Below are 21,620 nucleotides of genomic sequence, written 5' to 3'. Positions count from 1 at the left end.
TCAGTTAAGGGGGAGAGGAAAATGCGCCGACGTTTAACAAGCAGTTTTGGGTACGCATTTGAGGGTATTAAATATGTATTAAAGACCCAGCCCAACATGAAGATACACAGTGTGATCGGCCTGTTTGCCATTTTGGCCGGCTTCTTTTTCAAATTATCGGAGGCCGAATGGCTGGCCATTGTCATTGTCATTGGCTTTGTACTTATTTTAGAGGTGGTTAATACTGCTGTCGAAACACTGGTGGACCTCTACACCGAGGAATACCACCATCTGGCCAAGGTCTCCAAGGATACAGCGGCCGGTGCGGTGCTGCTCATGGCCATTGTGTCTGTGGTGGTGGGGCTGATCATTTTTCTGCCAAAGATCTGGGATATGATCGCACCACTTATCTTTAAGTAAAACAAAAGTAAAGGAAAATTTATGCAGGAAACAAAAAATACAGAACAACCATTTAAATCAGGCTTTATCAGTATCATCGGCCGCCCCAATGTGGGCAAGTCCACGCTGCTTAACAGCATCATGGGGGAAAAGCTGGTCATCACGGCCAACAAGCCTCAGACCACCAGAAACGCCATCCGCTGCATCCACACCGACGCGGACAGCCAGATGGTCTTTATCGATACGCCGGGCATGCACAAGCCAAAGAACAAGCTGGGAGCCTTTATGTTAAAGTCTGCCGAGGATACGATCTCCGACGTGGATGTGGTGCTCTTTCTGGTGGAGCCTGAGGACAGGATTGGCCCGGGTGACCAGTACATTCTGGATAAGCTTGCAGGCAGCCGGACACCGGTGCTCCTGATCATCAACAAGATTGACACAGTGCCTAAGGAGGAACTGCTTAAGACCATTGCGGCCTATCAAGATTACACCTTCCTGGACAGTATTATCCCTGTTTCGGCCTGGAACGGTGATGGGGTACAGGAGCTTCTGGCAGCCATTAAAAAGCATCTGGAGCCGGGCCCCATGTACTTTCCGCCGGATATGGTGGTGGACCAGTCCGAACGCTTTATCGTGGGCGAGCTGATCCGCGAAAAGGTTTTGCACCTGCTCAAGGATGAGGTGCCCCACGGCGTGGCGGTTGAGGTCACAAAAATGAAGGCGCGGGAGGATAAGAACATCATCGACATCGACGCCACTATTTTCTGTGAGCGCAAAACCCACAAGGGGATTCTGATTGGAAAGCAGGGCTCCATGCTCAAAAAGATTGGAACTTACGCCAGAAAGGATATTGAATTCTTTCTGAAAACACCGGTTAACCTTCAGCTCTGGGTCAAGGTAAGGGCAGACTGGCGTGAGAAAACCTATGACCTCAAGGATCTGGGATATACTGAGTAGCTTATGGCACTGGTAAAGACGAAGGGCATCGTGATCCGAGAGCAGCCCTTTCAGGAGCAGGACAAGATCATCACTCTTTTCACGGAGGAGGAGGGAAAGATCAAGGCCATCGCCAAGGGGGTAAGGCGGAACCGCAGCCCGCTGGTGGCAGCGACCCAGCTCTTTGCCTACAGCGAGTTTGTCTATTATCCCGGCAAAAATTTTGCCAATATCAATCAGGCCAGCCTTATACAGTCTTTTTATCCGCTGCGCAATGATCTGATGAAGATGTCTCTGGCTTCCTATGTTTTAGAGCTGTTGGACGCCTTTTATGATTACTACCAGGGGAATAAGGCTGTACTGCGGCTGGTGAATTTCATCCTGTTTTATCTATCGGAGGATAAGAGTCAGAGCAATGAGGCGCTGGTGGCAGCTCTTCAGCTCAAGCTGACGGAGGTGCACGGCATACGTCCGGTTTTTGACACCTGCGCGCTCTGCGGCAGCACCGAACATTTAACACATTTCAGTATTGAAAATAACGGCGTTTTATGCGAAAATTGTCATCGGACAGAAGGCTATAGCTACCGGCTTACCCCGGAGGTGCTCTCGGAGATGGTCTATCTCCTCGTCACCCCCATTAAGGCGATAAGACAGCGGGCGTTTGACCCGGCGGTGGTGCGGCGCATCATGGACATGATGAACCACTATATTTCCTACCAGCTGGCGAAAAACCTCAAAACCTATGACTTCTACCGGGACTTAAATTTATAAGGAGGAACAACATTATGGGAAAATACCGTATGGCACATACCATGATCCGTGTAATGGATCTTGAAAAATCACTGGCATTCTATCAGGATGCACTGGGCTTTAAGGAAGTCCGCAGAAAGGATAAACCGGAAGGTAAGTTTACCCTGGTATACCTGGGCGACGGCCAGACCGATTTCACCCTGGAGCTTACCTACAACTACGACCCTGAAAAGCCTTATGTCATTGGCGATGGCTATGGACATCTGGCGGTAGAGGTCGAAGACCTGGAAGCCAGCCATGAAGAGCACAAAGCCAAAGGCTACGACGTCACCGACCTCAGCGGCCTGGACAACGGCGTTAAAAGCTACTATTTCATCAAGGATCCAGACGGGTATAAAATTGAGATTATCCGCCTGAAATAAGCGAAGAGCACAGAAAAAAGCCCCCGGCTTGCCGGGAGCTTTTTTATTGCAGCTTGCCGCCTTACATGATCAGGCTGAGAATAAACATTTCCAGCTCGGTCTCTGTTACCTCAAGATTGCTTTCGATCATGGGACGGTATTCTTCGGGGTAGCTCTCAACAATTTCTCTGTCCAACTGTGTTAATTGATCTTTCATGTTTCACCTCAATACTGTCCGTACTCACGGACAAAATTCAATACAGCTTTCAGCTTATCCGGGTCAGCATCATGAAAATCCAGGGCGGATTTATTCAGCCCAAAGTAAAATCGGCCGTTTTTCATACCGATATCCATGAGCTCGCGGGCTTTGTCAATGCACTCCTCGGTGGAGTAATCTGAAAAATAGTTCAGCGGATAGGAGCAGCTCAGCATATGGTCCTGGCCAAGAGTGGCAGTCGCCTGTTCAAAATCCTGGTATTCCACGGCAATGACGATTTTATCTTTGGGCAGTTCCTGATAAAAATCGAAGAACCGGCCGTCGCGGTAGTCGCCCTGGAAGTTGACATAAAGGGTAATGCCTTTGGCAGTCAGCATTTCGCACAGCTTTTTAAAGGTGGGCCAGTAAAAACGTTCAAACTGCTTCTGGTTGATCATCGGCGGAAGATGTGACCAGGTACAGGCCAGCGGGAAGCCGCTTTCATCCGCCATGCTGGTGGCTTCGACATAGCGGGCCATGACGTTTAGCAGCGCGTCGCAGGCGGCTTCAACATCGTCCTTTCTCCGCCGCAGGTCCATGGAAATCTGGGTAATGCCCCGCAGATGGTCGGCCAGAAGGTCGAAGGGAGCGTAGAACATGGTGCCATAGTAGAGCAGAGCGTCATTAGCTATGGTTTTCTCAAAAATCTGATCATAGAAGTGGTGGACCTGATTCTTTTCATAGAGCAGCGCCTTGGCAAAGGCCATGGTGCTGTAAGGGGCTTCGCGCCCCAGTTCGGTGTACATCCGGGGCAGCACGCGGGATGCGATGCAGTGGATGGGGTCTTCGATAAGCTCGGGGTATTCCTCCGGAAGCAGTGAGGTTACCTCTGGATGCTGCATATAGCCGTTGACACGGTTCTGAACCCATACTTTTGATCCTAACAGGGCGTTTTTCTGTGGCGGCAGGAAAACCACGCTCTGGGTCAGGTCGATGTCAAAGTCCTTCATGACCTGTTCATAACCTTTGATGAAGCCGTCGTAATCCCAAAAGGAACGAATACAGTCCTGCTTTGTGTATTCACAGATATAGGTGGGCTCAAAGTCCATCATAATGGGAACATAGTCCATTTTTTCGCCGCGAACACCGCGCATAAAGTTATCCAGCTTTGCCTGAACATTTTCCATTTTATTTTGTTCTCCCTTATTTTTTACAGATTTAAACAAAATGTGCACATATTTTGAATACGTTCAATATACACCTTTTTTTAAAATTTGTCAACGTTCAAAATTCGTTCCTTTATTTTTTTTATGGTGGATGCTATAATAAAATAAAAAACGTGGAGGAGCCATGGCAAACTATAAAAATGGTCTCGAGACAAAGGAGAGCCTTTACCAGAGCGCCAAAAAGATTTTTTACCAGAAGGGCTATGATAAGACAACAGTCAAGGACATCATCACCGATGCCCGGACAAAGCAGGGGCTTTTGAACTACTATTTTGGGGCGAAAGAGAACCTGGCAGTTCAGATTTATAAAGACTTTTGCAACGATGTTGTTTTCTGTGTGGATGAGCGGAAGGCTGAGCTGGGCAGTATGCCCCGGGGACTGCTGTTCGATATGATCGGCTATCGGGCATATTTTAAGGCGTTGTTTACAGATGCTTCTGTCACACGGTTTTATGCGGAGGTTTCAAAACTACCGCTGTTTGCAAGAAGCATGCTGGATCTGCGGGACTATTTCTTTAATCTGGAGCTTGAGGGTGAGGCATACATGGGTATTAACCCCAGGCTGAAGGAACGCAGGTATTTTGAGTATCTGAAATCACTGACGGTTGGAATGGAAATTCAGGTTTTCAGGGATGTGCTTGAAAAGCAGATTGATCTGGAGCTCCAGGATGCTGTCGACTGGTTCTTCTTTGACTACTATAGTTTTCTTTTCACTGATGGGGATTACATCCATGAAAATATCGAAAAGTCGAGGAAGGTTGTCAGCCGTTTTACCTTTGAGATCAGCCCGGTATTTGAAATCAGTTTATCGGTGCGGCCAGACGCGAAGCTTTAGTAAGGGCTGGATGATAAAGTTAGGTGAGTCAAAGTATACCTATAAGGGGTATAGGTATAAGGAGCACTGATGGTTTTCAAATAAATGCAACAGAGGTATTGACAAAACAGGCTTACAAGCATATAATAAATGTAAATTCGGCATTGTTATTATTGTCCTGTGGTTGTCCATCGGCCTCACGATGGTTTGAGCACAATTGGGTGAAAATCCCAAACGGTCCCGCCGCTGTAAGACGAAAGTCAAGTCAGATTGCTGACCATAGGATTTTAAGCTGCATTTGGTTACGAGAGATAACTGAATGTAAGGACGAGGCTGTGTGTATCTTTGGCACACCCATTTCGTACTTTCATCGCTTATCTTTTTTGATGAGCGATTTTTTTATGGGAAAGTACATTGGGAACAAGTTTGAGGAGGTAGAAAATGACAAAGAGACAAAAACAAGTTGTGACCATGCTTGGTGCATGGGCGTTGGTCTTCGGCATTGTGCCCGCGGCAAACGCAATGCACATCATGGAAGGTTATTTACCAGTTGGCTACTGTATTATGTGGGGTGTTTTATGTATACCTTTTCTTGCAGCTGGCTTTTTCTCCATTAAAAAGACTCTGACAGGCAACAGAAGGGCGATCACCTTACTTGCGATGGCGGGCGCATTTATCTTCGTGATCTCATCTCTAAAGATTCCATCCGTTACGGGCAGCTGCTCGCACATGACAGGTACAGGCCTGGGTGCCATTTTATTCGGACCCAGCGCAGTCAGTATTCTGGGTATTATTGTATTATTATTCCAGGCAATCCTTCTGGCTCATGGTGGTCTCACGACCCTCGGTGCCAACACCTTTTCCATGGCCATCGCAGGTCCATTTGTATCCTTTGGGATCTACAAGCTGTGCCAGAAAATGAAGGTAAACCGCAAAATCGGCGTGTTTCTGGCAGCTTGCATCGGCGACTTGTTTACCTACTGTGTCACCAGTATTCAGCTGGCCTTTGCCTATCCTTCAGAAACAGGCGGCGTGGCAGCTTCTGCTGTTAAGTTCCTGGGTGTGTTTGCCCCTACACAGCTGCCGCTGGCCATCATCGAAGGGATTTTAACGGTTATTATTGTCATTGCTCTGGAAACCTATGCGAGCCCAGAGTTAAAATCAATTGGATTTTTAGCAGCGGAGGAAGCGTAAGATGAGCAAAAATAAAAAACTAGTTATTGTTCTGCTGGTAATCGTCGCACTTTTGGTGGTCGTTCCGCTTTTTGCCCTTCAGGGCGCAGAGTTTGGCGGTTCCGATGATGCGGGAAGCACTATGATCGAAGAAATTCAGGGCGGCGAATATGAGCCTTGGTTTACACCAGTGCTCGAAACACTGATCAACGGTGAACTGCCGGGTGAGGTTGAATCACTGATCTTCTGTCTCCAGACCGGTATCGGCGTTGGCATTCTGGCCTTTTTCATGGGCCGTCTGGTAGAGCGCAAAAAGCTCGGCAAAGAAGATTCAGAGCTGTAATCGCATTTCCGGGGGTAGGGCAACCTGCCCTCTTTTTATGATTAAGAGTAAAAAATTCCTTAGAGTAAAGGAGCTTGTTCGTGAAGGTATTTTTAGTAGCACTTGCAGTTCTGTGTGTATGTGGCCTGGTATATTGGCTGCGCCACCGGGAGTGCGCCCACAGACACGGCGGACATCATAGCCATTCCCACGGTGGGGCGGTTTTTTCCATTGATGTGCTCGCCTACAATTCAAAGATCAACGGCTGGAATCCCGGCTTTAAGGTAGGGTTTTCCCTGCTGCTTCTGCTCATCTGTGTCATTGCCAATAACCTTTATGTATCGGTTCTGGTTATTTTGATCACGGCCTATGTTACAGTGGTCATGGGCGGTGTGCATTTTAGAGATTACCTGAGCTTTCTGAGAGTGCCGGTGGCGTTTCTTATACTTGGGAGTATTGCTATCCTTTTTAATTTTTCAAGTGAGCCTCTTGGCCTCTGGTTCCTTAACTGCCATTTCTTTTATGTTTATATTTCCCACGACAGCCTCATGACAACGCTGTATTTATGGGGAAAGGCTTTTGGCGCAGTCAGCGCCATGTATATGATGTCTCTGTCCACCCCATCTACCGAGGTCTTTGGGGTTTTACGCCGCGTGCATGTCCCCAAGCTTGTTATTGAGCTGATGAACATGATCTATCGGTATATTTTTATTCTGATGGATACCCAGGTCAAAATGAAAAATTCGGCGGAGTCGCGGCTGGGTTACTGCGACTTTAAGACTGCGGTTTATTCCTTTGGTCACTCCATGAGTAATCTTTTTGTGGTTTCCATGAAGCGTGCCAGCCAGTATTATGACGCCATGGAGGCCCGGTGCTATGATGGCGATCTGCTGTTTTTAGAGGCTGAGAAGCCCCTTCGCAGAGAACAGTTAATGGCGGCGGCGCTGGTTGTGCTGCTGTTGGCAGCTGTTTGGATTTTAAAATTCTAGGAGAAGGCAACATGAAAGAAACAATCATTGAAATAAAAAATCTAAAGTACGCATACACTGGGGATAAGCCGGCCCTTCGGGGCATTGATGTGACCATCGGAAAGGGCGAGCGTATTGCGGTTATCGGCTCTAACGGGGCAGGAAAGTCGACTTTTTTCCTGAACCTTAATGGTGTGCTCACACCGGACAGCGGTGAAATTTACTTTAAAGGTCAGAAGCTCACCCGGGATAAGAAGGATCTGAATACGCTGCGGAAGTCCATCGGGATCGTTTTTCAGGATGCGGACAATCAGATCATTGCCTCGACGGTCATGGGGGAGGTCTCCTTTGGTCCTATGAATCTCAAGCTTCCCAGGGAAGAGGTGGTCCGCCGGGTTGATGAAGCTCTGGAATATATGAATATTACGGATTTTAAGGACCGACCGCCCCATTATCTGAGCGGTGGAGAAAAAAAGCGGATCACCATTGCCGACATCATTGCCATGCACTCCGAGGTCATTGTCTTTGATGAGCCCACCGCGGCCCTGGACCCGCTGAATGCGGAAATGCTGGAGGAGGTGCTTGAGAAGCTGGCTGCTCAGGAAAAAACCATGCTGATCTCCACCCACGATGTCGATTTTGCCTATCGCTGGGCAGAGCGCGCCCTGGTATTCTGTGACGGGCAGATTATCGCTGACGCCCCACCGGTCGAAATTTTCAGCGATGCGGAAATCCTGAAACGGGCCAACCTGAAAAAGCCCATGATGCTGGAGGTTTACGACGCCATGGTGGCAAAAGGGATGCTCCCGGATGACCAGGCCTATCCGAAGGATGTGGCGGCGTTTAAACACCTGCTGGAGGCCTAAAGGGCAGCAGCCAAAGCAGAAAATGTACAGAAGAACCAGCCCTGAATGTGCTGGTTCTTTTTTGTCATCAATTTAGCCTGTCGTGGTTGTTTTTTATGAGTATGCTATGTTATACTAAAAAAGATTACAATACCAGTGAGGCGGAAATGATTGAACAATTAATTACTGCTTTTGTAGAGCTTGACGAGGAGCTCGTCAATAAATTGACTAAACGGGCGCTGCGGAGCGGCATAAAGCCCTATGAAATTATCGAGGCGGTCAATTTTGCGCTTGGCGAAATCGGGAAGGGATTTGAGACAGGGGAGGCAACGCTTTCAGACCTGATGATGTCTGGCATTCTCTATGAGCAGATCATCAACTCAAAAGAGATGCATCTTTATGACCAGATTGAGCGGACCAACAGCTCTGGCCTGATTCTCTTGGGGACCATAGAGTCGGACATTCATGATATCGGAAAGTCGATTTTTAAAAGTGGGGCGATTATTTCAGGCTTCAAGATCATTGACCTGGGAGTAGATGTCTCCTCCGATATTTTTATAAAGAATATCATCAAGTATCAGCCAGATATTTTGGGAATCAGCGTTGTCCTGACCAGCGCCGTGGACTACATTAAGCGGACCATTGACGTTATAAGAGGCGAAGGGCTGAGGCAGAATTTGAAGATTATTCTCGGGGGCAGTTTCATTGATGATGAGATTGTCCGATGCTGCGGGGCAGATGGTTATGCAAATAATATTTTGGATGGTGTAAAGCTGTGTCAACGATGGATGGAAGAAAGAGCCAATCGGTAAAGTATCAGCAGATTGCTGACGATATCCGCTTAAAAATACTGGGTGGGATCTATGCCCGGAATGAGATGCTCCCATCAGAAAAAAAGCTGGGTGAGAAGTATGGTGCGAGCCGGCTGACCATCAGAAACACGCTTAATCTGTTGGAGAATGAGGGCTATATCTATACGAAGGCGGGAAAGGGCTCCTTTGTCAAGGGTGTGTCCACTGATCTGTACCGGATTGATATGGACATTAACAGCATTCTCAACGGCGGGTATGACCGGGTGGAGCTGATTAAGGCTAAAATGATCAAGCCTGATATCGACCTGGTTTATGAGCTCAAGGTTTCAAGGGAGAGTAAGATTGTTTTTATGGACTGGCATATTTTTAGGGATGAGTTAATTATTGGGTATGACAGGCGCTTTATCCCTTATTTCAGAGGCCTTCCCATTGATGAGAAGGATTTGACCTACACGGGCCTGAAGGATATGATCAAGGGCTCTCAGACGGATTTCAGAGAGGAGATTGTCATTAACGGCATTATTCCTGAGGCGTGGCTGAAGGAAAAAATGGATATTGACAGTAAAAATACAGACTCGGTACTCTTAGTGGAGCGAAAAATCTATGATGACCGGGGAACCCCCACTGGTCTGGACCGTTTGTATTTAAATGCGGATGAGAGCTGTATCAAAGGAGTTTTTAGTGTATGAGTAATGAACAACTGTTTACAACCTATCAGGTTGTCTACGAGGATTTAAAGGATAAAATTCTGGATAAAACGTTTCAGCCCGGGGAAAAGCTGCCCTCCTTCAGTGAACTGTGTGAGCTCTATAATGTGAGTAATATAACAGTCCGCAAAAGTATTGAACTGCTGCGTCAAAACGGCTATGTCCACTCTAGGCCGAGAGTCGGTAATTTTGTAAATGAAATCAAAAATGAGGTATACGCCCTGCGTTATAACCAGAGAACCTCTATGAAGCATGAGCCAAAAGATGTAAAAGTCCTCTCGGTCGATTCGGTCGATCTCGAGGAGATGAAGCAGTACACTAAGGTACGGCCAAACCGTCGTGCAAAGTGTATTAAAATCGCCCGTATACACTGTTTTGGACAGCTGCCTGTTATGTATGAGCTGATTTTCATCCTGCACAATCCACGTCTCAATATCCATTCATTTAATGAGGAGCGCTGGATCAATGACGGTATCGGCGTTATTAACAATTATGACATCAATAAAAAATTTTATTTGTCTGTCGATAACCACTGCAAGACGGTAAAGGATAAGCTCTATCTGGAGGAGGAGGACAGTATGTTCCGAATCCTTATTGAGTATTACACTAAGCAGAACCGGTTTGCTGGTATCTCTGTAAGCTTTGCCAGCTGTGACGATATCGATTTTCGGATTTCGTAAAAATTTGTAAATTTTCTTGACAACGCATACAAAAGATGTTAATCTTATTTCAGAAATTACTATTAGTGTAATTCAATTGAGTATAACATGTTATATATATTTGAATAAAAAGGAGATGGTTTTCTAAAAGGATTATTTTTTTATAGCAATTGAGTATAACATGATATTTATAATATCTTGACAAATTAAGTTGATTGATGATTAAAATTTAGGGGAGAATCATGAAATTAAATTATTCAATTGGAACAGACGAAGAGGTGCAGCGTATTCACGAGACAAGTCTGAAGATCTTATCTGAGGTGGGCGTGTCCTTTCGGTGTGAAGCGGCATTTGATATTTTCAGAAAACACGGGGCCAGGGTTGAGAACGGAATTGTCCATATGGATGAAAAGCTTGTTGAGAGGGCACTGTCCACTTTGCCAAAGACCTATGACTGGTATGACCGGCTGGGGAACAAGATTACCATCGGCAATAAGATTACGCATAATGCGCCGTCCTATGGACCGATGTATGTCTGCCAGAATGGGAAGTACGAGCTGTCGAACCATAAACATCTGGTCAATTTTCACAAGCTGCATGAGACAAGTAAGGTCATTGATATCTCAAACCCGAATGTCATTGACGTGTCCTATGTTCATGGAGAGGCAAGGGAAAAGTACCGTTTGGGCATTGCCCTGAAATACTGCCAGAAGCCTCTGATGGGTCTGGTGGAAGGCAAAGCTGTCGCGACAGAGAGCCTTGAGACAATGTGCCGTTTTTATGGACTGGAGGATGTCAGAAGACAGATCATCGCAACCGGGCTTATCGACACGATGGGGCCGATGCAGATGTCCACAGCAATGTCTGAGGCTCTGATCACATACGCCGAGCTGGGGCAGGCGGTAATTATCTGCGCGGGGCAGACCTTTGGCGTTACCACGCCGCAGTCCATGGCCGGTGTCTATGCTCTGGGCAATGCGATGATTCTGGCAGCTATGGTTTTAGCGCAGCTTGCTCATCCTGGCACGCCGGTTGTCTACTGCGGGAAGTTTGACTCGTCGGATATGCGGCTGCGTTCGGCAGCGGCCTATGGGGGAATAGAGGCCATGCTTGCTTGCGCCACCTCCAGAAGAATGGCTGACTTTTACGGTGTGCCGCTGCACAGCGGCACGAGCAATACGGATTCTAAGCTTATGGATTACCAGGCAGGGGCTGAGTCATTTATGAATCTTTTGACCGCTTATCTGCTGAAGGTTGAATGCCAGGTACATGCCTGCGGATTGCTGGACTCTATGAACTCCATCGGCTATGAGAAGTTTATTCTGGACGAAGAAAAAATAGAATCTTTGAAGCATCTGATAAAGGGGTATGAGATTGATGACTCGACGATTATGTTTGATTCGATTTTAAGGACAGGGCCGACGGGACAGCATTTTAAAAGAACTCAGAAGTCCTACCGGAGAGATTTTATTATGCCAAAGCTTTCGATCCGTGACAACCACAACAGCTGGATGCAGGCAGGTTGTCCATCTGCTGAGTCGCTGGCCACAAAGGAATGGCTGCGGCGGCTGGAGGAATACACAATGCCTGAGATGTCCGGGGAGCAGGCAAAAATTCTTGACACGCTCATCCCCGAAGAATACCGTTAATACTGGACTTACCGGGCGGCCGGATGACCCTGGCCGCCTGATAAGCACCGGTTTGTTAAATTAAAAAGGAGTAAAAAATGAAAAATTCTAAGTTAAAAAGCATCCTTCAGTTTATTGTACTCTGTGCAGGGGGAAATGCAATTTTTTATGTTATTTTTATGCGAAGCAGCTTCTATGAAGCCTTTCTGGAAGCCTTCACAATGACAAATGAGCAGTTTGGCGTTTTATTCAGCTGCTATGCCTGGGTAGCAGTCGCAACCTATTTTCTGGGAGGGATTGTGGCCGATAAGGTCTCCACAAAGGTGCTGATGGTCATATCTTTTGCGGGAACCGGCTTGCTCAATATCTGGTTTGGCACCTTTCCGAAATACGAGACGGCGTTGTTAATCTATGCGCTGATGGGCGTCACAACAACTTTGACCTTCTGGGCTGCACTGTTGAAGGCAACAAGACAGTTTGGACAGAGTGTAGGAAGTGAGAGTAAGGCCTTTGGCGGGCTGGAAGCCGGTAAAGCGATTTTTGAAGTCATATTCGGGACATTGGCGGTGTTTCTGTTTACAAAATTTGCCGTTATGTCGGCGGGACTCCGCTTTGTCATCTTTATGTACGGTGGCATTCTCATTCTTCTGGCGATCATCTCTCTGTTTGTTTTTGATAACGGTACGGGTGACGAAGCTGTCATTAGTGAGGAAAGCCCCTTTAAGCTGCTTCTCCAATGTTTGAAAAATGTGGATATCTGGATTTGTGCTCTGATGGGAGCCGGAGCCTATGCAATCGGGAGTACCCTGGGTTCATATTGCGGTGACATTGTCGGCTCAAACTATGGCGCCACTGTCGCTGTTATGGGGTATGTTGGGGTTATGACCGCTTATTTCAAACCCTTTGGCGGATTGGGCGCCGGCTGGTTTGGCGATAAATTTGGACCGAGTGCGGTTCTGTTAATCCTGAGTATTGTTCTGACAGGCTTTGCCGTTGTTTTCGCCTTCCTGCCAACAGGTCCGGAATATATCTGGCTGTTCTTAGTCCTTTTCGCAGTCGAAATTGTGTGTACTGGCGCTTTTAGAAGCCAGAAATACGCAACTATCAAGGAGGCGCGGGTGCCCATGTCTTTATCTGGGACAGCTTTTGGTTTTATGGCCACTATTATTTACGCGTCAGACGCTTTCCTGCCACCAGTGATCGGCCGTTTCCTGGATACCTATGACTCCGTTACTGCTTATCGCTACACCATGCTGATTCTGGCAGGATTTGGACTGTTGTCTGTTGTATTGTGTCTGATTTTCAGATATCGCAATAAAAACAATATTAAAGAGATTTTAGTTGAGGAGAAAGAAGCCAAAAGTCTTCGCAAAGAGGCCAAACAAAAAAGCGCCCGGGCCTGAATCCATGTGTTAGAAAAAAACAGTGGATTTTAATTAAAGGGAGTTAATCATGAAAAGGCAAAGGATCAGAAGTGTTTTGCAGTTTATAGTATTGTGCTCCGGCGGAAACGCGATCTATTATGTGGTTTACATGCGGAGCAGTTATTACAATGCTTTTCTAGAAGCTTTCACGATGACGAATGAGCAGTTCGGTGTTTTATTCAGCTGTTATGCATGGGTAGCAACTTTGACATACTTTCTGGGTGGCATTGTGGCTGATAAATTTTCACCGCGAAAACTTCTGACAATTTCTTTTCTGGGAACAGGTCTGCTGAACCTCTGGTTTGGCACCTTTCCACCCTACAATGTGGCAATTGTGATCTATGCGTTGCTGGGGATCACTACAACACTCACCTTTTGGGCCGCTTTAATTAAAGCGACAAGACAGTTTGGACGAAATGTAGGCAGTGAAAGCAAAGCGTATGGAGGACGTGAGGCAGGGGCTTCGTTTTTTGAGGTGCTTGTCGGAACCTTTGCGGCTTGGATGTTTACACACTTTGTATCGCTATCTATGGGGCTGCGCTTTGTTATATTTTTATATGGCGGTATCCTCATATTTCTGGCTGCGGCGTCTTGGTTTGTCTTTACAGACGACCTGGAAAACGATGAGAGTATTAATGATGAGAAGCCCTGGAAAATCATATTGCAGTGCCTGAAAAATGCCGATATCTGGCTCATTGCCATCATCGCTCTTGGAGGCTATACAATCGGAAGCACTATTGGGTCTTACGGCAGCTCCATTGCCCATCTGAATTTTGGGGCTTCTGTATCATCTATGGCTTTTATCGGCATGCTGACTGCCTATTTTAAGCCGGTTGGGGCTCTGGCCTCTGGTTTCTTTGGTGACCGGTTGGGCGCCAGCAAATCAATGTTGTGGCTGGTCATTCTGCTGATTATCTGCGCACTGGCGATCGGCTATATACCAAACAGCAGGGCAAGCCTGTATCTGTTTATCATTGTATTTATTATTGAGATCATACTGACGGGCGCGGTCAGAGGTCAGCTCTACGCGCCGCTGAACGAAGCGGATATTCCGATGAAGTTTTCGGGGACCGCCATCGGTCTTATCTCCACAGTCGCTTATGCGTCCGATGCTTTTTTACCGCCAGTGATTGGCAAGCTGTTAGACACTTATCCTTCAGGCATGGCTTACCGGTATGTAATGCTGATGCAGGCAGGCTTTGGCATTATGGCGGTTGCCGCGCTGATAATATTTATGAAGCGTAACAGGGGACGTATACGGCTGTTGGCAGAGGAAGAACAGAAAAAGAGAAAGAACAATTAACTTAACAACGAGGAGACAAGAGAATGAAGTTAAACTATTCAATAGGAACAGACCAGGAAATTGAGAGAATTCACGAGGAGAGCCTGAAAATTTTATCGGAGGTCGGCGTGGTTTTTCACTGCGAGGAGGCCATTGATATTTTCAGGAATTATGGCGCGAAGGTCGAGAATGATATTGTCTACATCGACAAAAAAATGGTCGATGAAGCCCTTGCGTCAGTACCGCGTACCTTTGACTGGTATGGGCGTGACGGTGATAAGATCACTGTGGGTGATGGAAAAACAAAAAATGTTCCAGCCTATGGGCCCATTTATGTCTTAAAGGAAGGCAGATATGAAAAGGCAAGCCATGAGCATCTGGTAAATTTTCACAAACTCCATGAAACCAGTAAAATAATGGATGTGTCAAATCCAAATGTCATTGACGTATCTTACATTCCGCCAGATATCAGGGAAAAATACCGTCTTGGAGTAGCTCTTGAGTACTGTACCAAACCGATGATGGGACTGGTTGAGGGAAAAGAGGTAGCAGAAGAAAGTCTTGAAATGATGCGCCGTTTTTATGGTGTGGAACACCTGAGTGATAAGATCATCGCTGCCGGTTTAATTGACACAATGGGACCGATGCGTCTCTCAACTTCGATGGCGGAGGCTCTGATCACCTACTCGCGCAGCGGGCAGGCGCTGATTATCTGCAGCGGACAGACCCTCGGTATTACTGCACCGCAGTCGATGGCGGGCACCTTCATCTTAGGTAATGCCATGATCCTGGCATCCATTGTGCTGTCACAGATTGTGCGGCCGGGGACACCGGTAGTCTATTGCGGAAAGTTTGATTCCGCCGACATGCGTCTGTCCTCCGGGGCGGCCTACGGAGGTATTGAAAGCCTTTGGAGCGCGGCGACCTCGGCTCGGATGGCCCGTTATTATCATGTACCTTTACACACCGGCGCAGGCAATACAGACTCCAAACTCATGGACTACCAGGCCGGTGCAGAGACCTTTATGAACCTGTTTTCAGCCTACGCACTGGATACGGATTGCCTTGTGCACGCCTGCGGTACGCTGGACTCCTTTAATTCCATTGGCTATGAAAAATATATCTTAGACGAAGAAAAGATTGAATCACTGGAGCATCTGAAGCAGGGGTACGAGGTTAATGAAAAAACTGTGATGTTTGACTCCATCAAAAAGACCGGCCCCTCCGGACAGCATTTTGAGCGGACACAAAAATCTTACCGTACGGACTTTATCATGCCGAAGCTTTCGATTCGGGATAATCATAACAGCTGGATACAGGCCGGCTGTCCGTCGTCGGAATCGCTGGCGACGGAGGTTTGGAAGAAACGTCTGGATGAGTATGTTAAGCCTGACTTTAACAAGGAGCAGAGAAGTATTCTGGAGGACCTGCTGCCTGAAAAATACCGTTAAGAATCAACAAAGCAATCCTGCGCCGTGACGATGGTCACGGCGCTTCTTTTTTGCCTTTGTTATAATTTTCACAAAAGCGTTAGGAGGATAACAGATGTTTTTTGAAGAGTTTATGAGTGTGCAGAAAGCAGCCGCGGCCAAAACCGGGCTGCTGAAAAAGAACCCCCTTGGCTATTTTGTGGCAGCCATGCTGGCTGGTGCCTTCATTGGATTTGGTGTTTTATTAATTTTTACCATTGGCGGCCTGCTGACCGGGGAACCTTATGTTAAGATTGTCATGGGGGCAGCCTTTGGCGTTGCCCTGAGCCTGGTGGTCATCGCGGGGGCAGAGCTTTTTACAGGAAACAATATGGTCATGACAGCAGGACTTATGTCGAAATCCGTTACCATGGCGGATACCTTAAAGCTGTGGGGCGTCTGCTGGCTTGGCAATCTGGCAGGGTCTGTGCTCCTGGCCCTTGTTTTCTGGGGAGCAGGCTTTGCGACCGGCCCAGTCGGTGAGTTTATTGCAGCGTCGTCAGCGATTAAGATGAACCTTCCTCTGGTACCCCTGTTTCTGAGAGGGGTTCTGTGTAATGTGCTGGTCTGCCTGGCAGTGTGGTGCGGCTTTAAATGCAAATCGGAAAGTGGGAAGCTTATCATGATTTTCTGGTGCCTTTTTGCTTTTATCACAACAGGATTTGAGCACAGCATTGCAAATATGACCCTGCTGACAATCTCCCTGCTTGCGCCCATGGAAGCGGCTGTCACTATTGGCGGCTACGCATACAATCTCATTGTCGTAACCTTGGGCAACATGGTTGGCGGCATTCTCTTTGTGGCGATTCCGTACTATTTTATTTCAAAAAAGAAGGAAACAGTATAGTATAGGGTTTATCTCCCTCGTTCTAAAAACACCTGAGCATTATGCTCAGGTGTTTTTGTTGTTATTGGAGAAAGGTGTTTTTTGTAAGCTCAATAAAAAGCTTAAGCAGCGGGTCTTTTTTCTTTCCCTTATAATACACGCCATAGGAAACCTCGTTGGACGGGTCGTATGGAATGTAGGCCAGCTCAGGGTCACGGCTTGGCATGAGGTCGGGCAAAAGGGAGAAGCCTAGTCCGGCCTTTACGAGGGTATAGGCCTCATCAATATTTTCAGAAAAATAGGAATTGGCCGGTGAAAAATTGGATGCCTCCTTTTGTTGAAAGGCCGAAATATCAGAGAATACTGGCACTGGCGGTTGGCAGAGCACAATGCTGAGATCTTTAAGCTCAGCCGGGGTAACAGACGGCTGCCCGGCAAGGGGGTGGTCCTTTTGCAGGACACAGGCGATGGGCGCTTTGGTCAGCTCGACATAATTGAGACGGAGCTTATCTGTTTTTTCGTTTTTAAATTCAAACATGACGTCAATGGTTTCATCGGTCAGGAGATTGGCAAGGGCGTGGAAAGGAACCATTTTGATAATGGGGTGCAGCAGTGGAACCTGCCGCTTCATTTCCTTAATAATATCCGGAAGAAAGGAAAGCTCCATTTTGCTGTGGAGTCCCATGGCAAAAAAGGAGAGCTTGTCTGTGCTATCATCGTGAAGCCGCATTTTTGATATTTTCATGAGGGACAGGATGTTTTTGGCGTCGGCAAAAAAACTCAGTCCGGCCTGTGTCAGGGATACGGAGCGCGTGGTGCGGTGAAAGAGCTTTACGTTCAGCTCTGCCTCGAGGGTATGGATCTGGTGGGTGACTGAGGGCTGTGTGATGTGCAGCGCTTCCGCTGCCCGTGCGAAGTTCAGGTTCTCTGCGACCTGCATAAAGCATTCGAGCTGTGTGCTGTTCATAAGGGCCTCCTTGATTTATTGATAAAAATTTTATTTATTAATTAATTGACACTCTTAATTAATAATAACATTTTTTGAATTCACTTTCAACAAAATTTGTAGTTTAATATTATCTATAACAGGCAAAAACAACAAACCTTGAAAGGAAGATAAAAATGGTAAAAACACTTTTAGGGCAGGTGAAGCAGTATAAAAAGGCTTCGCTGCTGACACCCTTATTTACAGCCCTGGAGGTTGTGATGGAGGTTTTGATCCCTTTGGTCATATCACTCATCATCGACCGGGGTATTGAGGCTGGAAACATACAGCAGATTTATTTTTACGGAGGGATCATGGTGATCATGGCCATGGCAAGCCTGATCTTTGGTATTCTGGCGGGCAAATACGCGGCCAGCGCGTCTTCAGGCCTGGCCTGCAACCTGAGGGAGGGAATGTATGAAAATATCCAGCGCTTCTCCTTCTCAAACATCGACAAGTACAGCACGGCCGGGCTGGTCACGCGGCTTACAACAGACGTTACCAATGTGCAGAACGCCTTTCAAATGATCCTTCGCATGTGTACCCGCGCGCCGCTGATGCTCATCAGCGCCATGGTCATGTGCTTTTTCATTAATACCCGGCTGAGCCTGGTCTTTGTGGCAGCTATTGTGGTTCTCGGCCTGGCTCTGGCATTGATTATTTTAAAGACCATTAAAATTTTTGACCAGGTTTTTAAAAAATATGACGCCTTAAACGAGAGCGTCCAGGAAAATGTATCTGCCATACGGGTGGTCAAAGCCTATGTCCGGGAGGACTATGAAAATACACGCTTTACCAGGGCAGCCACTAACCTGTATCGGCTTTTTGTTAAAGCAGAGGGCATCCTTGCCTTTAATAACCCAGTAATGATGTTTGTTATTTATGGCTGCATCCTTGGGATTTCCTGGCTTGGCGCTCAGATGATTGTTGTCGGCAGTCTGACAACCGGCGAGCTGACCGCTATGTTCAGCTATATCATGAATATTATGATGTCTCTGATGATGCTGTCCATGATCTTTGTGATGGTGACCATGAGCCTTGCCAGCTGCCGCCGTATTACCGAGGTGCTGGAGGAACAGGCCGATATCAAAGATTCGGCGCGCCCAGTAACAGCCGTGGAAAATGGCAGCATTGATTTTGAACAGGTCTGTTTTGCCTATAAAAAGGGAAGCGGTAAGGAAACACTCTCAGATATCGACCTTCACATCCGCGCCGGTGAGACCATTGGCATTATCGGGGGCACAGGCAGCGGCAAGTCGAGTCTGGTCAATCTCATCAGCCGGCTCTACGATGTGACGGATGGCAGGGTGCTGGTGGGTGGCAGGAATGTCCGGGATTATGACCTGGAGACTCTTAGAAATCAGGTGTCTGTGGTGCTTCAGAAGAATGTATTGTTTTCAGGGACAATTCTGGACAATCTGCGCTGGGGCAATGAGCAGGCGACGCTGGAGGAATGTAAGCACGCCTGCAGGCTGGCCTGCGCCGATACTTTTATTGAGCAGCTGCCCGACAAATATGACACGGTTATTGATCAGGGCGGCACCAATGTTTCCGGAGGACAGAAGCAGCGTATCTGCATTGCGAGGGCGCTTCTGAAAAAGCCGAAAATACTGATCCTGGACGACTCTACCAGTGCGGTGGATACCGCTACAGACGCCCGGATACGGAGCGCCTTTATCAGCGAAATTCCAGGCACGACCAAGCTGATTATCGCCCAGCGTATCTCCAGCGTCGAGGATGCTGACCGGGTTCTGGTGATGGACGCGGGGCGTGTCAACGCATTTGATACGCCTGACAATCTGCTGAAAACAAATGCCATCTATCAGGAAATTTACGCCTCTCAGCTAAACGGCGGCGGAGATTTTGATGAGGGCAGTATGGAAATGGAGGCGGTGAGCTAATGAACAAAATTAAAAAAGACGGTCTGAGCATAAAGGCGCTTGGCCGTATTCTGACAATGATTGTCGAGAATTACAAGGCAGCCACAGTGGTAGTGCTTTTATGTATTTTCGGATCGACTCTGATCACCGTTAAGGGAACCCTGTTTATGCAGACTCTGATTGACGATTATATTATCCCCCTGACCGGAGCTGCCAATCCCGATTTTGGCCCGCTGGCCACAGCGCTTGTCCGTCTGGCCTGTATGTACCTCATTGGTGTAGGGCTGGCCTTTGCCTATAACCGCATCATGATCAATGTGAGCCAGGGTACCCTTAAAAAGCTCAGAATCAAGCTTTTTACCCACATGGAGTCGCTGCCTATCAAGTATTTTGACACCCACGCTCACGGCGATATCATGTCGGTTTACACCAACGATGTCGATACTCTCCGCCAACTCATCAGCCAGAGTCTTCCACAGATTATCCAGTCGATTATCAGTATTGCCACCACCTTTGTGAGCATGCTGTTTCTGGATATTCCTCTGACACTGGTGACACTGGCCATGACCGTGGTTATGCTGGTCGCGACTTCAAAGCTCGGCGGAAAATCAGGCGCTTATTTTGCGGCCCAGCAGAAGGACCTGGGCAGTGTGAACGGCTATATCGAGGAGATGATGAGCGGTCAGAAGGTCGTCAAGGTTTTCAGCCATGAAGAAAAAAGCCTGGAAGGCTTCAGGGAGCGTAATAACCGTCTACGTGAGAGCGCCAACAGCGCCAATAAGTTTGCCAATATTCTCATGCCTGTCAACGCGAATCTCGGTAATATCAGCTATGTGCTGTGTGCCATTGTGGGTGCGGTGCTGGCCCTGAGTGGCAGTGTAAGCCTGACTCTGGGAACACTGGTGTCTTTTCTCACGTTGAACAAAAGCTTTACCCAGCCCATCACCCAGGTCAGCCAGCAGCTTAACAGCATTGTCATGGCTCTGGCAGGGGCTGACCGTATCTTCAACCTTCTGGAGGAAAAGCCCGAGTCTGATGCAGGCTATGTCCAGCTGGTCAATGCAGTGGAGCAGCCGGACGGCTCCCTTTGCGAGAGTACAGAGCGTACAGGCCTCTGGGCGTGGAAGCACCCACACAGGGCAGAAGGTACTGTTACCTACAAACGGCTGGAAGGGGAGGTTACCTTTAACGGCGTCGATTTTGGCTACGACGATATCCATATGGTACTGCATGACATAAGGCTTTTTGCCAAACCTGGGCAAAAGATTGCCTTTGTGGGCAGCACTGGTGCAGGAAAGACGACCATCACCAATCTGATCAACCGCTTCTACGATATACAGGACGGGAAAATACGCTATGACGGCATTAACATCAATAAGATTAAAAAGGCCGATTTACGGCGCTCACTGGGCATTGTTCTGCAGGATACGCATCTTTTTACAGGCACTGTCATGGACAATATCCGCTTTGGACGGCTGGATGCCACCGATGAGGACTGTATCGCTGCTGCGAAATTGGCCAATGCCGACGGTTTTATCAGCCGGCTGCCGGATGGCTACCAGACCATGCTCACTGGCGACGGCGGCAGCCTGAGCCAGGGACAAAGACAGCTTCTGTCCATAGCAAGAGCTGCGGTTGCCGACCCGCCGGTTCTCATTCTGGACGAGGCTACCAGCTCCATCGACACCCGTACCGAAGTCATGGTGCAGGAGGGAATGGACCGCCTGATGAAGGGCAGAACCACCTTTGTTATCGCTCACCGCCTCTCCACTGTCCGCAATGCAGACTGTATCATGGTGCTGGAAAACGGCCGCATTATTGAGCGAGGTACCCACGATGAGCTTATCGCCGAGGAGGGGAAGTATTATGAGCTCTATACTGGAAACTTTGCCGAGGAGGCAGCCTGAGTTCAGAGAAAAGCCTAATTGCTCCTAAAAGA

Annotated in this window: 22 protein-coding genes and 1 riboswitch; of the genes, 19 read left to right on the top strand and 3 right to left on the bottom strand. The window is 47.7% G+C overall.

Annotated features, from left to right (window positions below):
- The first annotated feature begins 21 nt into the window (after nt 1-21).
- The 4 genes from BUC22_RS16485 to gloA are packed head-to-tail and all read left to right on the top strand — an operon-like array spanning nt 22 to nt 2,486.
- Nucleotides 22-399, top strand: coding sequence for a diacylglycerol kinase family protein (locus BUC22_RS16485; protein WP_013381145.1), 378 nt, complete (start codon nt 22-24; stop codon nt 397-399).
- Between the two features lie 21 nt (nt 400-420).
- Complete coding sequence (era, locus tag BUC22_RS16480; RefSeq protein WP_013381144.1) at nt 421-1,335, top strand: GTPase Era; 915 nt, start codon at nt 421-423, stop codon at nt 1,333-1,335.
- Nucleotides 1,336-1,338: 3 nt separating this feature from the next.
- Nucleotides 1,339-2,085 carry a DNA repair protein RecO gene (gene recO, locus BUC22_RS16475; RefSeq protein WP_013381143.1) on the top strand — a complete coding sequence of 249 codons (747 nt, stop codon included), beginning with the start codon at nt 1,339-1,341 and terminating at the stop codon, nt 2,083-2,085.
- A gap of 14 nt (nt 2,086-2,099) precedes the next feature.
- A complete protein-coding gene (gene gloA / locus BUC22_RS16470) occupies nt 2,100-2,486 on the top strand; it encodes a lactoylglutathione lyase (RefSeq protein ID WP_013381142.1) in 387 nt (128 codons plus the stop codon).
- A 61-nt stretch (nt 2,487-2,547) separates the two neighbouring features.
- Here the strand turns inward: gloA and BUC22_RS22485 are convergent, their stop codons facing one another.
- On the bottom strand, nt 2,548-2,682 hold the full coding sequence (locus BUC22_RS22485; protein WP_013381141.1) for a hypothetical protein: 135 nt from the start codon (nt 2,680-2,682) through the stop codon (nt 2,548-2,550).
- Nucleotides 2,683-2,690: 8 nt separating this feature from the next.
- On the bottom strand, nt 2,691-3,848 hold the full coding sequence (locus BUC22_RS16465; RefSeq protein ID WP_041689892.1) for a uroporphyrinogen decarboxylase/cobalamine-independent methonine synthase family protein: 1,158 nt from the start codon (nt 3,846-3,848) through the stop codon (nt 2,691-2,693).
- A gap of 163 nt (nt 3,849-4,011) precedes the next feature.
- Between BUC22_RS16465 and BUC22_RS16460 the strand changes: the two genes are divergently transcribed.
- From BUC22_RS16460 to BUC22_RS16400, 13 genes are all read left to right on the top strand, one after another.
- The gene (locus BUC22_RS16460; RefSeq protein WP_013381139.1) at nt 4,012-4,722 is read left to right on the top strand and encodes a TetR/AcrR family transcriptional regulator; all 711 of its coding nucleotides are present in this window, start codon (nt 4,012-4,014) and stop codon (nt 4,720-4,722) included.
- Between the two features lie 147 nt (nt 4,723-4,869).
- Nucleotides 4,870-4,993, top strand: a riboswitch (cobalamin riboswitch).
- A gap of 149 nt (nt 4,994-5,142) precedes the next feature.
- Nucleotides 5,143-5,895 (top strand): energy-coupling factor ABC transporter permease, encoded by a 753-nt coding sequence (locus tag BUC22_RS16455; protein ID WP_013381138.1) that lies wholly within the window; start codon nt 5,143-5,145, stop codon nt 5,893-5,895.
- A 1-nt stretch (nt 5,896) separates the two neighbouring features.
- Nucleotides 5,897-6,217, top strand: a complete 321-nt coding sequence (locus tag BUC22_RS16450; protein ID WP_013381137.1) for an energy-coupling factor ABC transporter substrate-binding protein — start codon at nt 5,897-5,899, stop codon at nt 6,215-6,217.
- 80 nt (nt 6,218-6,297) lie between these two features.
- Nucleotides 6,298-7,185, top strand: a complete 888-nt coding sequence (cbiQ, locus tag BUC22_RS16445; protein WP_013381136.1) for a cobalt ECF transporter T component CbiQ — start codon at nt 6,298-6,300, stop codon at nt 7,183-7,185.
- 11 nt (nt 7,186-7,196) lie between these two features.
- On the top strand, nt 7,197-8,030 hold the full coding sequence (locus BUC22_RS16440) for an energy-coupling factor ABC transporter ATP-binding protein (protein WP_013381135.1): 834 nt from the start codon (nt 7,197-7,199) through the stop codon (nt 8,028-8,030).
- A 146-nt stretch (nt 8,031-8,176) separates the two neighbouring features.
- A complete protein-coding gene (locus BUC22_RS16435) occupies nt 8,177-8,821 on the top strand; it encodes a cobalamin B12-binding domain-containing protein (protein WP_041689891.1) in 645 nt (214 codons plus the stop codon).
- Complete coding sequence (locus BUC22_RS16430) at nt 8,794-9,510, top strand: GntR family transcriptional regulator (RefSeq protein ID WP_013381133.1); 717 nt, start codon at nt 8,794-8,796, stop codon at nt 9,508-9,510. The genes BUC22_RS16435 and BUC22_RS16430 overlap by 28 nt, the downstream gene beginning before the upstream one ends.
- Nucleotides 9,507-10,208: a GntR family transcriptional regulator gene (locus BUC22_RS16425; RefSeq protein WP_013381132.1), complete on the top strand. Its 702-nt coding sequence runs from the start codon at nt 9,507-9,509 to the stop codon at nt 10,206-10,208. Before BUC22_RS16430 ends, BUC22_RS16425 begins: the two co-directional genes overlap by 4 nt.
- A gap of 221 nt (nt 10,209-10,429) precedes the next feature.
- A complete protein-coding gene (locus tag BUC22_RS16420; protein ID WP_073383259.1) occupies nt 10,430-11,836 on the top strand; it encodes a trimethylamine methyltransferase family protein in 1,407 nt (468 codons plus the stop codon).
- Between the two features lie 77 nt (nt 11,837-11,913).
- The gene (locus tag BUC22_RS16415) at nt 11,914-13,218 is read left to right on the top strand and encodes an MFS transporter (protein ID WP_013381130.1); all 1,305 of its coding nucleotides are present in this window, start codon (nt 11,914-11,916) and stop codon (nt 13,216-13,218) included.
- A 49-nt stretch (nt 13,219-13,267) separates the two neighbouring features.
- Entirely contained in the window at nt 13,268-14,542 is a 1,275-nt protein-coding gene (locus tag BUC22_RS16410; protein ID WP_013381129.1) for an MFS transporter, read from the top strand.
- Between the two features lie 23 nt (nt 14,543-14,565).
- A complete protein-coding gene (locus tag BUC22_RS16405; protein WP_013381128.1) occupies nt 14,566-15,972 on the top strand; it encodes a trimethylamine methyltransferase family protein in 1,407 nt (468 codons plus the stop codon).
- Between the two features lie 94 nt (nt 15,973-16,066).
- Entirely contained in the window at nt 16,067-16,837 is a 771-nt protein-coding gene (locus BUC22_RS16400) for a formate/nitrite transporter family protein (RefSeq protein WP_013381127.1), read from the top strand.
- Between the two features lie 61 nt (nt 16,838-16,898).
- On the opposite strand, the gene BUC22_RS16395 is transcribed toward BUC22_RS16400, so the two are convergent.
- Nucleotides 16,899-17,783, bottom strand: coding sequence for a LysR family transcriptional regulator (locus BUC22_RS16395; protein ID WP_013381126.1), 885 nt, complete (start codon nt 17,781-17,783; stop codon nt 16,899-16,901).
- Between the two features lie 155 nt (nt 17,784-17,938).
- Here BUC22_RS16395 and BUC22_RS16390 point away from each other — a divergent pair, with 155 nt between their 5' ends.
- Nucleotides 17,939-19,702 (top strand): ABC transporter ATP-binding protein, encoded by a 1,764-nt coding sequence (locus BUC22_RS16390; RefSeq protein ID WP_013381125.1) that lies wholly within the window; start codon nt 17,939-17,941, stop codon nt 19,700-19,702.
- Entirely contained in the window at nt 19,702-21,588 is a 1,887-nt protein-coding gene (locus BUC22_RS16385; protein WP_013381124.1) for an ABC transporter ATP-binding protein, read from the top strand. The genes BUC22_RS16390 and BUC22_RS16385 overlap by 1 nt, the downstream gene beginning before the upstream one ends.
- The last annotated feature ends 32 nt before the right edge of the window (nt 21,589-21,620 follow it).

The sequence above is a fragment of the Eubacterium callanderi genome, from assembly GCF_900142645.1.
Classification (GTDB): Bacteria; Bacillota; Clostridia; order Eubacteriales; family Eubacteriaceae; genus Eubacterium; species Eubacterium callanderi.
This window is presented reverse-complemented; position numbering and strand designations above follow the sequence as displayed.

Excerpts from the sequence above, each read along its gene's own strand:
- BUC22_RS16485 (WP_013381145.1), top strand. The coding sequence starts at position 22 with ATGCGCCGACGTTTAACAAGCAGTTTTGGGTACGCATTTGAGGGTATT.
- era (WP_013381144.1), top strand. The coding sequence starts at position 421 with ATGCAGGAAACAAAAAATACAGAACAACCATTTAAATCAGGCTTTATC.
- recO (WP_013381143.1), top strand. The coding sequence starts at position 1,339 with ATGGCACTGGTAAAGACGAAGGGCATCGTGATCCGAGAGCAGCCCTTT.
- gloA (WP_013381142.1), top strand. The coding sequence starts at position 2,100 with ATGGGAAAATACCGTATGGCACATACCATGATCCGTGTAATGGATCTT.
- BUC22_RS22485 (WP_013381141.1), bottom strand. The coding sequence starts at position 2,682 with ATGAAAGATCAATTAACACAGTTGGACAGAGAAATTGTTGAGAGCTAC.
- BUC22_RS16465 (WP_041689892.1), bottom strand. The coding sequence starts at position 3,848 with ATGGAAAATGTTCAGGCAAAGCTGGATAACTTTATGCGCGGTGTTCGC.
- BUC22_RS16460 (WP_013381139.1), top strand. The coding sequence starts at position 4,012 with ATGGCAAACTATAAAAATGGTCTCGAGACAAAGGAGAGCCTTTACCAG.
- BUC22_RS16455 (WP_013381138.1), top strand. The coding sequence starts at position 5,143 with ATGACAAAGAGACAAAAACAAGTTGTGACCATGCTTGGTGCATGGGCG.
- BUC22_RS16450 (WP_013381137.1), top strand. The coding sequence starts at position 5,897 with ATGAGCAAAAATAAAAAACTAGTTATTGTTCTGCTGGTAATCGTCGCA.
- BUC22_RS16440 (WP_013381135.1), top strand. The coding sequence starts at position 7,197 with ATGAAAGAAACAATCATTGAAATAAAAAATCTAAAGTACGCATACACT.
- BUC22_RS16435 (WP_041689891.1), top strand. The coding sequence starts at position 8,177 with ATGATTGAACAATTAATTACTGCTTTTGTAGAGCTTGACGAGGAGCTC.
- BUC22_RS16430 (WP_013381133.1), top strand. The coding sequence starts at position 8,794 with ATGGATGGAAGAAAGAGCCAATCGGTAAAGTATCAGCAGATTGCTGAC.
- BUC22_RS16425 (WP_013381132.1), top strand. The coding sequence starts at position 9,507 with ATGAGTAATGAACAACTGTTTACAACCTATCAGGTTGTCTACGAGGAT.
- BUC22_RS16420 (WP_073383259.1), top strand. The coding sequence starts at position 10,430 with ATGAAATTAAATTATTCAATTGGAACAGACGAAGAGGTGCAGCGTATT.
- BUC22_RS16415 (WP_013381130.1), top strand. The coding sequence starts at position 11,914 with ATGAAAAATTCTAAGTTAAAAAGCATCCTTCAGTTTATTGTACTCTGT.
- BUC22_RS16410 (WP_013381129.1), top strand. The coding sequence starts at position 13,268 with ATGAAAAGGCAAAGGATCAGAAGTGTTTTGCAGTTTATAGTATTGTGC.
- BUC22_RS16405 (WP_013381128.1), top strand. The coding sequence starts at position 14,566 with ATGAAGTTAAACTATTCAATAGGAACAGACCAGGAAATTGAGAGAATT.
- BUC22_RS16400 (WP_013381127.1), top strand. The coding sequence starts at position 16,067 with ATGTTTTTTGAAGAGTTTATGAGTGTGCAGAAAGCAGCCGCGGCCAAA.
- BUC22_RS16395 (WP_013381126.1), bottom strand. The coding sequence starts at position 17,783 with ATGAACAGCACACAGCTCGAATGCTTTATGCAGGTCGCAGAGAACCTG.
- BUC22_RS16390 (WP_013381125.1), top strand. The coding sequence starts at position 17,939 with ATGGTAAAAACACTTTTAGGGCAGGTGAAGCAGTATAAAAAGGCTTCG.
- BUC22_RS16385 (WP_013381124.1), top strand. The coding sequence starts at position 19,702 with ATGAACAAAATTAAAAAAGACGGTCTGAGCATAAAGGCGCTTGGCCGT.